This is a genomic window from Hippea maritima DSM 10411 (assembly GCF_000194135.1).
GTDB classification, from domain to species: domain Bacteria; phylum Campylobacterota_A; class Desulfurellia; order Desulfurellales; family Hippeaceae; genus Hippea; species Hippea maritima.
In genome coordinates, this window is the sequence record NC_015318.1 from 184,965 (window position 1) to 198,531 (window position 13,567).

Annotated in this window: 12 protein-coding genes, 2 tRNA genes and 2 pseudogenes; 8 read left to right on the forward strand and 8 right to left on the reverse strand. The window is 36.6% G+C overall.

Annotated elements, in window-relative coordinates; translation table 11 throughout:
- Position 1: 1 nt before the first annotated feature.
- From HIPMA_RS00955 to HIPMA_RS00965, 3 genes are read right to left on the reverse strand one after another with little or no spacing between them, the layout of a single operon-like run.
- Entirely contained in the window at positions 2-2,098 is a 2,097-nt protein-coding gene (locus HIPMA_RS00955) for an LssY C-terminal domain-containing protein (protein ID WP_013681212.1), read from the reverse strand.
- A gap of 42 nt (positions 2,099-2,140) precedes the next feature.
- On the reverse strand, positions 2,141-2,797 hold the full coding sequence (locus tag HIPMA_RS00960) for a LysE family transporter (protein WP_013681213.1): 657 nt from the start codon (positions 2,795-2,797) through the stop codon (positions 2,141-2,143).
- Positions 2,798-2,849: 52 nt separating this feature from the next.
- A complete protein-coding gene (locus HIPMA_RS00965) occupies positions 2,850-3,428 on the reverse strand; it encodes a class I SAM-dependent methyltransferase (RefSeq protein ID WP_013681214.1) in 579 nt (192 codons plus the stop codon).
- Positions 3,429-3,733: 305 nt separating this feature from the next.
- Between HIPMA_RS00965 and HIPMA_RS00970 the strand changes: the two genes are divergently transcribed.
- Positions 3,734-5,401, forward strand: a complete 1,668-nt coding sequence (locus HIPMA_RS00970; RefSeq protein ID WP_218915356.1) for a putative manganese-dependent inorganic diphosphatase — start codon at positions 3,734-3,736, stop codon at positions 5,399-5,401.
- Here the strand turns inward: HIPMA_RS00970 and HIPMA_RS00975 are convergent.
- Positions 5,398-5,598, reverse strand: coding sequence for a hypothetical protein (locus HIPMA_RS00975; RefSeq protein ID WP_013681216.1), 201 nt, complete (start codon positions 5,596-5,598; stop codon positions 5,398-5,400). The genes HIPMA_RS00970 and HIPMA_RS00975 overlap by 4 nt on opposite strands.
- Before the next feature lie 228 nt (positions 5,599-5,826).
- On the opposite strand from HIPMA_RS00975, the gene HIPMA_RS00980 reads away from it, so the two are divergent.
- From HIPMA_RS00980 to HIPMA_RS00990, 3 genes and pseudogenes are all read left to right on the forward strand, one after another.
- Positions 5,827-5,904: transfer RNA gene (locus HIPMA_RS00980), tRNA-Pro, on the forward strand.
- 8 nt (positions 5,905-5,912) lie between these two features.
- Positions 5,913-5,989, forward strand: a tRNA-Arg gene (locus tag HIPMA_RS00985).
- 306 nt (positions 5,990-6,295) lie between these two features.
- Positions 6,296-6,856, forward strand: a pseudogene (locus HIPMA_RS00990) (DUF4277 domain-containing protein); the annotation flags it as partial.
- Between the two features lie 47 nt (positions 6,857-6,903).
- On the opposite strand, the gene HIPMA_RS00995 reads toward HIPMA_RS00990, so the two are convergent.
- Entirely contained in the window at positions 6,904-8,121 is a 1,218-nt protein-coding gene (locus HIPMA_RS00995; protein ID WP_013681092.1) for an IS256 family transposase, read from the reverse strand.
- 110 nt (positions 8,122-8,231) lie between these two features.
- Here HIPMA_RS00995 and HIPMA_RS01000 point away from each other — a divergent pair.
- The 3 genes and pseudogenes from HIPMA_RS01000 to HIPMA_RS01005 all read left to right on the forward strand — a co-directional run.
- Positions 8,232-9,431: pseudogene (locus tag HIPMA_RS01000) on the forward strand (IS1634 family transposase); the annotation flags it as partial.
- Positions 9,432-9,471: 40 nt separating this feature from the next.
- The gene (locus HIPMA_RS09520) at positions 9,472-9,618 is read left to right on the forward strand and encodes a hypothetical protein (RefSeq protein ID WP_013681217.1); all 147 of its coding nucleotides are present in this window, start codon (positions 9,472-9,474) and stop codon (positions 9,616-9,618) included.
- 65 nt (positions 9,619-9,683) lie between these two features.
- Complete coding sequence (locus HIPMA_RS01005; protein WP_013681218.1) at positions 9,684-10,970, forward strand: glycosyltransferase family 39 protein; 1,287 nt, start codon at positions 9,684-9,686, stop codon at positions 10,968-10,970.
- Here the strand turns inward: HIPMA_RS01005 and HIPMA_RS01010 are convergent.
- Genes HIPMA_RS01010 through HIPMA_RS01020 form a run of 3 tightly spaced genes read right to left on the reverse strand, consistent with a single transcriptional unit; the run spans position 10,967 to position 12,772 of the window.
- Positions 10,967-11,218 (reverse strand): hypothetical protein, encoded by a 252-nt coding sequence (locus HIPMA_RS01010; RefSeq protein WP_013681219.1) that lies wholly within the window; start codon positions 11,216-11,218, stop codon positions 10,967-10,969. The genes HIPMA_RS01005 and HIPMA_RS01010 overlap by 4 nt on opposite strands.
- Positions 11,219-11,220: 2 nt before the next feature.
- Positions 11,221-12,378, reverse strand: coding sequence for a cofactor-independent phosphoglycerate mutase (locus HIPMA_RS01015; protein WP_013681220.1), 1,158 nt, complete (start codon positions 12,376-12,378; stop codon positions 11,221-11,223).
- Positions 12,379-12,382: 4 nt separating this feature from the next.
- Positions 12,383-12,772 (reverse strand): secondary thiamine-phosphate synthase enzyme YjbQ, encoded by a 390-nt coding sequence (locus HIPMA_RS01020; protein ID WP_013681221.1) that lies wholly within the window; start codon positions 12,770-12,772, stop codon positions 12,383-12,385.
- Positions 12,773-12,899: 127 nt separating this feature from the next.
- On the opposite strand from HIPMA_RS01020, the gene HIPMA_RS08975 reads away from it, so the two are divergent.
- Entirely contained in the window at positions 12,900-13,565 is a 666-nt protein-coding gene (locus tag HIPMA_RS08975) for a septum site-determining protein MinC (RefSeq protein ID WP_169309461.1), read from the forward strand.
- Positions 13,566-13,567 lie beyond the last annotated feature (2 nt).

Sequence of the window (13,567 nt, forward strand, 5' to 3'; positions counted from 1 at the left end):
TTTATTTAAGCCAAATTATATAAGCTTTGCCATCTGTAAAAAACTTGTCTCCGTAGAAATTGTAGCCTGAGAATGGTTCCACAAACTGGATTTTTTTATATTTTTCTATTAAATGTTTTGATCTGAGACTGTTAAAAAAGAACTCTCTTTCTTTGTCTATGTTGGGGTTAATTTTATGTATTACCCATTTCAGTCGAGTATCAAAACTTACAGCAGCCACATATATTTCCTCACCCTCTATAGAGTAGTATGTTTTCCATATTCTGCCATGGTGTCTAAGTTTTATACTCTCACCTTTTATGGGTTTCTCTATACCAAAATTGTTGACCTTGTAATTCCAGAAACCAGGGGATATGGGCGCCTCATTATAAGGCTTGTTGTGAATTAGTGCAATTATGGATTTTTTTATGGATTTCAAACTTAATTTGTCGGCAAAATACCATCCAACCACACTCATGTCTTTTTTTAGTGTATAGTCGTTTTTTGCTATGATAATCAAGTTAATAGGCTCTTCTTTTTCTCCTAATATTGTTGTTGTGTATCTTAAATCGCTATTTTTAAATACCGATAAAGCACTTTTGGTTGGTGTTAAAGTGAGATGTATTTTGTTCGTTGATTTGGGATTGAACTCGACTGCAAATATTGCACAGATGGTTAAGGATAATAGGATGATTGCATAGGAGGTATATTTTTCTTTTTTACTTACAAAAAATTGATTTTCTGGGTTTTTATAATTGAGAAACTCACAGATGCCTATTGCGATTATCAACCAACACGATCCTATAAGATATCCTGCCCAAACATCGCTGAAATAATGGACATCTAGGTAGATTCTGCTTGCACCGATGAGAATTACTACAGCAAGTCCAGCCATAGCGATATTAAATTTAGATTTTAGTTTTTTTGCCTGAGTTATATAAAAATATGTTAGAAAGCCATAAAAAGCTGCGGATATGGTTGCATGCCCGCTTGGGAAGGAATAGCCAACGGCACTGTAATAGGCTTCCAGAGGCCTTGGTCTGTGCAGGATAAATTTTATAGACCAGGTTGTGGCGGTTGAACCCACTATGGAGACAAAAAGCGGGAATATGCATTTTCTTTTTCTATATATGAGGAACAAAATTATGGACATAGCTGTAATAACAATTATTGTTTTTTTATTTCCAAACATGGTTATAAACAGCATTATCTTTACAACCGATACATTTCTGAAATGATAAATAAGATTTGAAAACATGATGTCGAATTTATATAGCATGTTTTTGTGAATGATTTCTGATGTTGTTTCTATAAATAGGGAAAATAGGTATACAAAACTTAATGATAAAATTGTGAGCGGCAAGCCGTTGAATCTTTCTAGGGTTAGCCTGGAATTTAAAAAACCAAACAACTTTGGGTATTTGTCTATTAGCCTTAATATGTCTGAATTTGTTTTTAAATAATTCCAGATCGATTTTTGGAGGGCGAGTATGTAAGAACCATATTTTACAAAGAAAAATTTAAATGCATACAAGACAGCAAATATAAAGAATATGATTGCAATGACTATTGTTATTCTTCCCAACCACGCCTTGGCAAGATTTATAGAGCTGCCAAACAAGTACCCAGCAGAAAGAAACTCAAAGCTCCACGCTATAGCACCTATAACATCCCAAAATAGGAATTTAGTTAGTTTTGTATCCATGCTTCCGGCTATAAAAGGGAATGTTTCTTTAAGTCCTGGTATCAACCTTCCGATGGAGAGGCTTCGAGCTCCATACGAATCGAAGAATCTTTTGCCTTTTTCCAGGTGACTCTTTTTCAAAAACCACTTTTCTTTTACAATCCAAGATTTACCATACTTTTTTCCAAGTTTATAGTTTATATAGTCTCCAAGTACAGCAGATGAGACGGTGAATGCCATTAAATAGAGAAAATTGTAATATCCCGCTGCACTTAAGGCGCCGAATATTAACACGATAGTTGAGCCTGGTATAAAAAGCCCTATAACCAAAATTGTTTCAAGTAGTGTGGCTAAGGCAGCAATCCAATAACCCAAGATGCCTAAATGGACTACATAAGGTACTATGTAGTTGTTGAATATCTCTGTTAAATGCATAAAACTCTCATTCCTCCAAACTTAATTATTTTGATACATTTCCTACTTTGTTATAAAATTAAAATATGTTTGAACACTTTTAAATAAGAAATAAAACGAAATCACGATTAAAAAAATGCCAAATGCTTTGTTTATTTTATGCTCTGTTTTATAGGTTAGAATTTTACCAATTTTATTTATAAGCAAAGCCATGCTTATTAAATATGAGACAATGCCGACTCCGGCAGATAGAAGAAAGGCAATAGAATATGGAGTTTTGATACTTTCCATGATGTTTATGTCTTTCAAAAACTCAAAACAAAACAGCCACCAAAAAACTATTGGCGGGTTCGTTATAGCAATAAGTAAACCTATGAAAAAAGATGTGTGTATCTTAAATAATTTTGCCTTTTTGATATTGTTTTCAGTGTATCTGTTGCTATAGATTAAGGTATAAAGTCCTAGAATGATTAGTATAATTCCCCCTATAAATAAAAATAATGCCTCGATTTCTTTGTCGGCTAAAAAGGGGGCTATGCCAAAAATAGCTATAAAACCGTATATTAAATCAGATATGGTTGAACCTAAAGCTACCATGATTGATTCTTTTACATAGCCAGATATTGATCTTTTGGCCATTTCTATTTGTATTGGTCCTATAGGTATAGCTGTGATTAGCCCTATAATGTATGAACTGAAAAGCAGTAGAATAAATTCCATCTTTTAGGTTTTTTCCTTAATTTATTTTTGTTTGTTCTCTGTTGATGAATCTTTATTTTATACATTTTATTATAACAGCAGGAGGCAGATTTAGCCATACAGGTTTTGATGTTCTTACTACTCTAAATTGCTTGTGCAGTATGCTTCTAAATCTACTTTGACTGGGAAAAATAAAGGTGTGTAAATATGAATATGTTATAAATATTCCGTTGGGTCTTAGTATTCTATGGATTAAATTTAATAATTTACTTTGAGTGGATAAGCTGAATACTGCCCATGGGAGAGATGATATTATGATATCTATCTTATTAATGGAGTGCTGTTTCATATGTTTTTCGACATTTTCTACAGAGTCATTTATTACAATAACTTCCGGGTATTTACGTTTTACTATTTCTGTGAAGTTTTTATTGATGTCAAAGGCGACAAGCATTGCATCTTTTTTGATGTTTGAAATTATACTTTTTGTTATTGCTCCACTTCCACAGCCGAATTCAAATACAATCTTGCTGTTTTTAGGGTTGATTTCTTTGGTTATTGCGGAAGATAGGAATTTAGAAGAAGGTGTTATTGAGCTTACGGCTATGGGGTGAAATAGAAATTGTTTTAAGAATTTTACAAATTCTTGCATTCATCATCTCCTCTAAAAACTTTTTAATTATAGAGCTTTATTATTAAGCCAATATTTCTTGAAGATTAATAATTTGTAATTATTTTGCTTGGGCCTAATCCGGGATGCTTGTTTAGATAGTTAAATAAAGGTGTATCCTATAAACGTTTTCTGAGGTCTTAATGTTTTTATTTAAATGAAAAGTGGCTTATTTTTTGATATAAAATATAACTGGGTGGAAAGGTGAAGCTACAAGGTAAGAAATTGATTTGTCTAAGATTTTATCTGATTTATACTTCTTGGTTTTTCTTCTGAAATATTAAGGGATGGTAGAAATGGAAATGGTTTATGTAATAGGTCACAGGAATCCCGATACAGATGCAATATGCTCAGCTATCGCTTATGCTAAACTAAAAAACACTATAGACAAAAACAAAACATACATACCCGCACGATGCGGCAATCTAAACAAACAAACCAAATTTGTTCTGAATAGGGCAAGCGTTGAACCTCCCGTTCTTTTAAACGACATCTATCCAAAAGTAGCAGATATTATGACCAAACCGCCCATAGCCCTAAACACTGATGCGCCGTTATTCAAGGTAATGCAAACAATCAAAGAGAAAGGTATAAGGCTAATACCTATAGTTGACCACGACGATAAACTTCTTGGTATAATCAGTGTTTTTGAGTTAACAGATTTCTTTATCTCAGACAGAATAGACAAAAAACCCAAATACCTTTTTGACCTTGATAACTTCAAAGAGGTGCTTGGGGGCTATTTCATCAAAAGAAAAAAGGAAAAAACATTTAAAGGACAGATAATAATAGGTGCTATGCCGTTTGAAAAATTCAAAGACTATGCAAAAGATTTAACCCCCAAGGAGACCGTCCTCATAGTGGGCAAAAGAACAAAAATACTGAACTATGCTATAGAAAATCAATTCAGATGCATCGTTCTAACGGCCATAGATTCAAAGGAAGATCTAAAGGATATCAACTTCGATAATTTTGAAGGTAGTGTGTTTGTCTCCCCTTTCGATACAGCCCAGACTGCAAGAAGACTAACCCTGAGCTCCCCTGCATCATCTGTTTTAAATAAAGATGTCAAAACAATAAAAGAAACCGATTATCTATCCTCAGCAAGAGACCTTCTCAACCAGACAGCTTATAGGGGTTTGCCCGTTGTGAACGATCAAGGAAAGCTTGTTGGAATCATAACAAGGTCGGACATAATCAAGAGTTTCGCCAATAAAGTGATACTGGTTGACCATAACGAGATGGCTCAGGCTGTAAACGGGATAGAAACCGCAGAGATCTTGGAAATCATAGACCACCACAGGCTTGGAACAATAAAAACAACCTACCCTATCTTTTTCTATAGCAAACCGTTGGGCAGCAGCTGCAGTCTTGTATATCAGTTATACAAATACCACAATATAGAGCCTGATAGCCAAACGGCTTTGTTGATGTTAAGTGGTTTGTTATCCGATACGGTTATTTTAAAATCACCCACAACAACAGATGAGGACATAAAAATAGCCAAAGAACTATCAGAGCTATCCAGTGTTAACTTAGAAGAATACGGCAGGGAAATGTTTGAAAGCACAGGGACGATTAACTCCAAATCAGCAGATGAAATCGTAAAGACCGACTTTAAGATATACGACGAGTTCGGTGTCAGGTTTGGCATAGGGCAGGCAGAGACAGTTAATTTAGAGATTCTGCCCAAAAAGAGAAGCGAGATTTTTGAAGAGCTTGAGAAAATAAGAAAGGGTAAACAATTGGATTGGGCTATGCTGCTTATCAGTGATATAATAACTTCCAACAGCTTGCTATTTACAACAGAGTTTGAGTGTGAAACATTATTACCCTATGAGAAAAAGGATAAAAATGAATATTTTTTACCGAATGTATTATCCAGAAAAAAGCAATTGTTGCCAATAATTTTATCGGTCCTTGAACAATTTAAAGATGAAGACAAAAGGGGTTAAGAGTCTGGACTGCTATTGTGAGAATCACTTGTATAATCATAATCAGCGTAGGGCTCAGCCCCAGAATAGGAATCCGAACTGGTTAAATGGCTCTCATGAGAATTTGCATTTTTCAATATAAACTTAAAGACTCTAAGAAAAACAAAGAAAAACAAGATAAAAACAGCTAAAATAAAGGCAACCGCCATGAAACCCATACCAGCCTCCTTATGTTTAATTTAATAATTAAACCATACTTTAATGTTACCATCAAATATTTTTCTACCCTTATATCCCCCACTTTTTATTTTAAACGTCCTCAGGTATCACCCTTACTTGTTTGAGGTTATAAGTATGTCTAAATTTGGCTGCCGGGGCATTTTGTATTGACACAGCATTTTTTTATTGAATTCTCAATCATTTTGTGATAATAATTTTGGCGCAGTCGGGGTGTAGCGCAGTTTGGTTAGCGCACCTGCCTTGGGAGCAGGGGGTCGGTGGTTCAAGTCCACTCACCCCGACCATTCGTTGTGCGCCCGTAGCTCAGCTGGATAGAGCAACGGACTTCTAATCCGTGGGTCAGAGGTTCGAATCCTCTCGGGCGCGCCAGTAAAAGCCTGTTATGAAGCCAGTCTTGAGAGCAACCTCAAGATTGGCTTTTTTAATTTTCCTGATTAGTTCACTAAAAGCGAAGGTAACGACTCCAAAGATAGACCGGGGTGTTTTCTTTTTCTTTACACTTCCTTTTTTTAATCTTTTTATTTCTCATTCTCTAAAATATATCCCCCTTTCCGCACTCAAACCTCTATCTTATTTGACCAAACCCAAATGCACAGAGTAAAAGAATGAAAAGGGTCTTAGAATAAACGGAACAGAAAATGCTTACATCTCCCTCTAAAAAGAGGGGGTATTTAAATGTTACAACAAAAAGCAGTTATCAAGAACATGGATCACTTAGGACTAATAGCTGGTATGATAGACGAACTAAAGATAGCAGAAACCATAGATGATGAAATACCATCATCAAGCAAATCAAAGAACCTAAGCTATGGCGAAGCAACAAAGGCAATGATCCTTAACGGTCTTGGTTATGTCAACAAGCAACTCTACCTAACTCCTCTCTTCTTCAAAGACAAACCACTAAAGAGATTATTCGGAAGGGATGTTGACTTCCCTTGGTTCAACGATGATGCACTTGGTAGAACATTAGATAAGCTCTTTGAATACGGCGTAAGTGAACTGTATGAAAAGATAGCAAGCAGGGCACTCAAAATACTGAACCTTACACCCTCTACCATACACTTAGACAGCACAAGCTTTCATCTTGACGGTAAGTATCCAAACCAAAAGACGAAAGAAGAAAAAGAAAAAGAAAAAGGAAAAGTAAAAGAAAGAAATGGAAAAGAAGAAAAGGGAAATAACAGTGAAGGAAAATGGGGAAAAGGAGGAAAAGAAGAAGAGTATGAGCCAACCCCGAGACATCCCCTAATTTTTGTGTCTCTCTCATCATACCAAATCCCTCCTCACTCTTCAACTCCCTTCCCAAACTTAGCAACAAACATCTGATTCAGTTCATATCTTTTAGCCTTAATCAGAGGATTAACATTCCAGGTTTTGTGTAATTTATCTGTTGCAATGAAAAGGGCAACATTTAGGATATCCATGGACTGGAAGAACCCTCCTTTCTTTAGCCTTTGTTTTTCAAAGGATGAATGTACAGATTCAACAGTGTTTGTTGAATTGATGTACTTTCTTATTACCTCAGGGTACTTTAAGAAGGCAAGGAGTTCTTCTTTTCTTGAGTCTAAATATTTGGTGTAGGTCTTGTATTGGTCTTTGAATCTGTCAATTATCTCTGTTTTGAAAATCTCTATCCCTTTTTCAAAGGTATCACAGGAGTATTTAATCTCCTTGAGCTTTTTGTTCACATATGAGGCATCCTCCTTTTTCATATGCTTGTATACGTTTCTTGATGCATGAACTGTGCATTTCTGAATATCCGAGTAAGGAAAGAAGGCTCTTATTGCCTCTGAGATTCCGTTGAAATCATCACAGATGAACATTAAGACCCTTTTCATTCCCCTGTTGATTAAATCCTGGAATACTTCCATCCAGGTGGATCTGTTCTCACTACCAAAGAATGAGTAATATCCAAGGAGTGTTTTTTGAGCATTTGTGTCTATCCCTACAACAGTGTAAACGACAGCTCTCTTTACCCTTTTATCCTTTTCATCCTTTACCATACAGTGATAGGCGTCTATGTATAGAAAATAGTAGTTTTCCTGAAGTTCTTTGGATTTAAATTCAAGCATCTGTGTCTTTATGTATTCAAATATCTCATCGTATGCTTTTTCACTAAAATCCAGTCCTCTCAATTTCATCTTGTGCACGATTTCCTGTTTTGAGTCTCCATTGATTAGGAAGGAGAAGATTAAATCCTCAAAGCTTTCATCATACCTTTGATATTTGGGAGGGAGAAGATGAGAGCGGAAGTTTCCGCTCCTTGTTCTTGGGACATCCAAATTCAGTTTACCAAGGCCTGTGTTTAGGCTCCTTTTGTAGGTTCCATTGCCTTTGTCTTCTGGGTTCTCAAGTAAGTACTCGTATCTTTCCTTACCCATTATCTCAATAAGTAGTCCTTCCATTAGGGTGGCCAGTTTATTCTTTCCGTATTCATCCAACTCCTTTACTACATCCATATCCATGTTTGAGATTATCTCCTTAAGCATCTTTCTGTTCATCTCTTAAAGCTCCTCCATACTTAGCCTAATTTCAGAGTTCATTAGAACAGTTCATTAAACCCCACTCCATTTTAGTAGGTTTGTGGGGGAGACACAAAAATATTTTAAGTCCCCCAACCCCAGTCTTTATCACCCAGGGATACAGCAGAGACCACCATCCAGAGCTCAATCAGGTGGTTTTAAATCTTATAGTAGAACACAAAGCAGGCATTCCCATATGGATGAAGCCTGCAGATGGTAATAAAATAGATACACAGGCATTTGCCAATATAGTAAAGGAGCATATTAACTCTTTAAAGAATGCTAATAATACAAAGACAAAGGTGATAGCCGATGCAGCCCTCTTTAGTTCTAAAACAATGGAAGAGTTTAAGAAAAACAACATGCTTTTCATCTCAAGGGTTCCATCGAAACTAAAACAGGCAAAAGAGATACTCAAAAACCACAATGAAGAGGAATTTATTCAGCTTGATGAGAACTATCAGGCTATCCAGTACACAGTAGATTATGAAGGAATGAAACAACAGTGGGTTTTATACAAAAGCAGTTATGCTAAATCAAGAGGGGACAAAACGATAAAGAAAGAGTATCAAGAAAAAGAAAAACAGGAAACAAAACTCATTGAGAAATTACAAAAGAGAGCATTTTTCTGTGAAGCTGATGCAAGAAAAGCATTTGAAGAAAAAACAAAGAAGTTAGAATGCATAATGATATCAGAGGCTAAACTCATATCAAAGCCCAAATACAAAACAAGAGGACGACCAAAACCAAATGCTAAACCAGACCACTATGAATACTACTGGATTATAGAGACCAAGCCAAATGAAGAATACCTAAAACAAAAACAGAACCAAAAGAGTGGCCTTTTTATCCTTGCAACCAATGATATGACACTGTCTGCCAAGGAACTGCTTGATGAGTATAAATCTCAACAGAGAATAGAAAGGGGCTTTAGGTTCTTAAAATCACCAGAGTTTTTAAGCGATGCCATGTTTCTAAAGAACCCAAAACGCATTGAAGCAATGCTTATGATAATGACACTCTCTTTGCTTGTCTATTCTGCCTTGGAATACAGAATAAGAAGTGAGCTTAAAAATCAAAACAAATCCTTTCCCAATCAACTTGGCAAACCCATTCAGAATCCCACTGCAAGATGGGTGTTTGAGAACTTCTTTGCTATACATCTACTCTTACTTAATGGGCAAGAGCAGATTGTTGGGTTGGAAAACAAGCATAGGCTGATATTGGAACTATTGGGTAGTAATTATATGGGGTTTTATGGTATAAATGGAGAAAGAGGTGCGGAATGAGGGAAAAGAGGAAATCTAAAGTGTTTTTCGAGAGGTGCTTATGAACGATTTACACAGAGATTTTAACAGAACCAGTAGGGTAGGTATAGCACAAAGGTTAAATAAATTGCCAAAGATTTCTTGTTATTATAGACTTAAAAAAACAGTAAAAAACGGTGTTTTTGCTTCAGTCATCCAATTGTCTTGAACCGCTTTTGTGCGCCGTTTGGGTTTTTGCAAGCCGGATCTTAAAGAGGGGTTTTCAATTTTGCAGTGATAGAGAGTAGGTTTTCAAAGAACGAGAGGCTGTTCTATGTTGTTGCTATAGCTCTGATTGCTTCTGTTTTTTTCTTTATGCGAAGCTGGGAGCCTTATTTAAGTGGTGATTCGCTTAAGCATGCAGCTGTAGCCAAAGGGCTTTTGTTTAATAACAATTGGTTCAATCTTAATCTTGTAGGTGAACCTTATCTAAAGAAGCCTCCTCTGTATTTCTGGCTCATGGCTTTATCGTATAAAATATTTGGTGTTTCAGCTTTTGCTGCCCGGTTTTTCCCTGCTCTGTTTGCCGTTTTTGACGGTATCCTTGTGTTTTATCTATCAAAGATGGTTTTTAAAAGAGACAGGGATGCGTTTGTGGCGTCTATGTTTTTTGTTATTAATTTTCATGTGATAAGGCTTAGCAGTATTGTTAGGATGGAAAGCATAATCACATTCTTTGTCCTGTTGAACCTATATTTACTGATAAAGGGAAGGTATGTGTCATCCGGTATTCCCTTGGGCCTTGGCGTGCTAACAAAAGGTCCTGTAGGTCTTATAGGCGTGTTTGTTTTTGTTATCTGGAGGCTACTTAAAAGGGATTTTTCATTTTTGAACCTTAGATTTTTTGCTGGTTTGACTTTGGCATTTATCTTGTCTTTTCCGTGGTATCTATATCAATTTATGGAAAATAAGGCTTTTTATAGCGAGTTTGTAGGCAATCAGATATTGGCAAGGATCAAAGGAACCCTATCGGAAGGTGATAAAAGAAGCTATCTGTTTTACTTTAGAAGACTGCTTTCCCGATTTTGGCCGGGTTTACCGTTTTTTGTTGCAGGATTATTCTTTTACTTTAAAAAGAAGCTATACAAACAGGAATACTGGTCTTTGTTTGGCATCTATCTATTGCTTGTGTTTGTGCTGATAAACATACCACATGAGAAGTTTACAAGGTATCTGTATTATCTTTACCCTATAGCAGCCCCGTTTTGTGCCATCGGGTTAAAAAGACTTAATCTGGATAAGTATGTATTTGAATTTTCCCTTGTGCTTGCTGTTTTGTTTTTAGTTGGTGGTTTTATTCATAAAAAACCCTTTCACCATCCATTCAAAGAGGTCTTTCCTTACTCGGTATATGAAAATTACTGCAGGAAGGTGAGAGAGTTGGGTAATGTACAGATAGTTAACCTGCAAACCCTTCAGAAAGCATATTTTTACTTTTACTGTATCGACAAGCCAGAACAAAAGCCCAAATTCGCTCTTGTTTACAAGGATAAAACCCTTGCTATAAAACCCATAGATTAGGCTTTAAGGTCTATATGACCATCCTTTGTTTTTGCTCTTCTTTTTTGTTCCTGTTTGTCTTTTTCGATTGTGTTGGATGGATGGTTTTCAGCCTCTTCGATTTTAGTTGTTTTTTCCTCTTTTTCTTTCTTCTCTATCAGGCCTTTGAATGTGTCAGCTGCTGCAGCCTGAGAGAGTGGGTTTTGGTTTAGTTGGCTCTGGGCTGTTGCATTTAGTATGACATTTTGAATGTCAATAGGTCCAACCATAATTACTCCTTAAACAACATCCTCCTTATAAACTCATGCCCGTTTTCAATAAATAGCCCATTTTTACAAGACGCCTCTGTATATGAATCGGCTTTTTTTGGGCTTTTTGAATCCCATACGGCAAACGGAACAGCCTCTGCGGTGTGGGTCTTTATCTTTATGGGTGTTGGATGATCCGGTAAAACGGCTATCCTTAGCTCTTCATTTAGGCTATCCGCCCTTTTTATTGCCTCCCCTACTATTTTTCTATCAAACAGCTCTATCGCTTCTATCTTTTTTTCAACATCACCCATGTGTCCTGTTTCATCTGTTGCCTCAACATGCAAATAGACAAAGTCGCCGCCATCCTGCAAAAACTCAAAGGCTGCATCTATTTTACCCTCGAAATTGGTATCCAAAAAGCCCGTTAAACCCTCTATCTGTGGTATGAACATGCCTGTGAGTTTTCCAAGACCCACCATTAGATCAACAGCACTAATCATGCAACCATCCTTGCCAAACTCATCCCTAAATAGCGGCATGGACGGTTTTTTGCCCTCACCCCATAGCCATATTGCGTTGGCTTTTGGATATATCGTATTGTCTTTTAAGATTTCCTTGGTTTTGTCCATTATGGATATAAGTTTATCTCTTGCCTCTCCTTTGGGCAGGTGTTCGTATATGCTTTGGTCGGATATGTCATGTGGCGGTGTTGTTATATCGGTTTCTCCTCCTCTCCAGATCATGAGGTTTCTATAGCTTACGCCTGTATAAAACTCTATGCCGTCCTCTTTCAGCTGCTCATTTAGAAGTTGTATGAGTTTACTTGATTTTTCAGTTGGTATGTGTCCAGCTGAAAAATCCTTCATTATGTTGTCCTCTATAGATACAAAATTGCATCTATATGCCACATCATTATCATCCATTTTTATGTCCTTGCTGATAGCCTCAAGCGGGGCCCTTCCTGTATAATACAGCTTTGGGTTGTATCCCAATACACTCATATTTGCCACATCGCTGCCAGGATGCATACCTTCAGGCACTGTTTTTACCATACCTTTTATGCCGGATGCTATTATGTCCATATTTGGTGTGTTTGCATACTCTAATGGGGTTTTACCGCCTAATTTCTCAATAGGCCAATCTGCCATACCATCGCCTAACAGTATCATGTACTTCATTCAATCACCCCTTTATGATTTTTATGTAGAATTCCCTATTTCTTGGACCGTCGAATTCCATAAAGAATATGCCCTGCCATCTGCCCAAAACGAGTTTGCCGTTTTCTATAATTACATTAACACTACTACCTACTAAAGAGGCCTGAATATGGGCATCGGCGTTCCCCTCCAAGTGCTTGTATTTGCTTGAGTATGGTATTAGTCTTGTTAGTTCTTCAAGCATATCTTCGCAAACTGCAGGGTCGTAGGCCTCATTTATTGTTATCCCTGCTGTTGTATGCGGCACGTAAATTACTGCAACACCGCTTTTAATTTTTTCTACCTGTTTTTGTACTATGCTGGTTATTTCTATAGCTTCCTTTCTTGTGTAGGTTTTGATTTGTTCTATTATCACGATGCCCTCCTTCCAACAGTTTATTTTACATATTTTAAAAGTCAAACATTGCTGCATTCTTGCTGTTGAATCGCTAAACCAACTTATGTCTTGAATTATAGCAAATTATATGGTATTTAACCAGGCAATGGGTAAGGTTGCGATTAAGGGAAAAAATTTCCTAGGATTTGAGATAGAGATACACCAGACAGATAAAAAAAAGGCGTTTAATGAGCTTGAGAGTCTTTTGGCTGTATCAAGTCAATATATGAAAAATGCTATAATTACCTTAAAACTCAACTCTTCCAATAAATCTTTAGCTGGCGATTTTATTGATTTTTTAAAAGAAAAAGGGATTTTGTTAAGTGCTATAGTAGTTGAAGATAAAGAAAACCTCAATGTGGATTTGCCCGTAATCGAACTTAAGCACATCCATCTTGTGAATGAGGCCAACGAAAGAGAGGTTTCAACATTCAGAGGCAATCTAAGAAGTGGTCAATCTATAAAGGCTAATGGTGATTTGGTTGTCGTGGGTAATGTTAATTCGAACTCATACATCTATGCCACTGGCAATATATTTGTGTTGGGCAAGTTGTATGGCGTGCCTCATGCTGGTTATGGTGGCAACGATGATGCCGTTATTTTTGCTTTTGATTTGAATCCACCACAGATAAGGATAGGCAACTATATAACCCGATCGCCTGAGGAGAATGTGCTATTGAAGAAGAGGGATAATATTGTTTCTGAAGTTGCCTATGTAGATGAAGACGGCATAGTGATAATGTCTTATAGTGAGTGGCTAAATACAAAATAGGA

What these genes read in the sequence shown, in the direction of transcription:
- HIPMA_RS01015 (WP_013681220.1), bottom strand. Translation starts at nt 12,378, where the DNA reads ATGAAGTACATGATACTGTTAGGCGATGGTATGGCAGATTGGCCTATT.
- HIPMA_RS00965 (WP_013681214.1), bottom strand. Translation starts at nt 3,428, where the DNA reads ATGCAAGAATTTGTAAAATTCTTAAAACAATTTCTATTTCACCCCATA.
- HIPMA_RS00960 (WP_013681213.1), bottom strand. Translation starts at nt 2,797, where the DNA reads ATGGAATTTATTCTACTGCTTTTCAGTTCATACATTATAGGGCTAATC.
- HIPMA_RS00995 (WP_013681092.1), bottom strand. Translation starts at nt 8,121, where the DNA reads ATGAACAGAAAGATGCTTAAGGAGATAATCTCAAACATGGATATGGAT.
- HIPMA_RS01010 (WP_013681219.1), bottom strand. Translation starts at nt 11,218, where the DNA reads ATGGTTGGACCTATTGACATTCAAAATGTCATACTAAATGCAACAGCC.
- HIPMA_RS00955 (WP_013681212.1), bottom strand. Translation starts at nt 2,098, where the DNA reads ATGCATTTAACAGAGATATTCAACAACTACATAGTACCTTATGTAGTC.
- HIPMA_RS08975 (WP_169309461.1), top strand. Translation starts at nt 12,900, where the DNA reads ATGGGTAAGGTTGCGATTAAGGGAAAAAATTTCCTAGGATTTGAGATA.
- HIPMA_RS09520 (WP_013681217.1), top strand. Translation starts at nt 9,472, where the DNA reads ATGAACGATTTACACAGAGATTTTAACAGAACCAGTAGGGTAGGTATA.
- HIPMA_RS00970 (WP_218915356.1), top strand. Translation starts at nt 3,734, where the DNA reads ATGGTAGAAATGGAAATGGTTTATGTAATAGGTCACAGGAATCCCGAT.
- HIPMA_RS00975 (WP_013681216.1), bottom strand. Translation starts at nt 5,598, where the DNA reads ATGGGTTTCATGGCGGTTGCCTTTATTTTAGCTGTTTTTATCTTGTTT.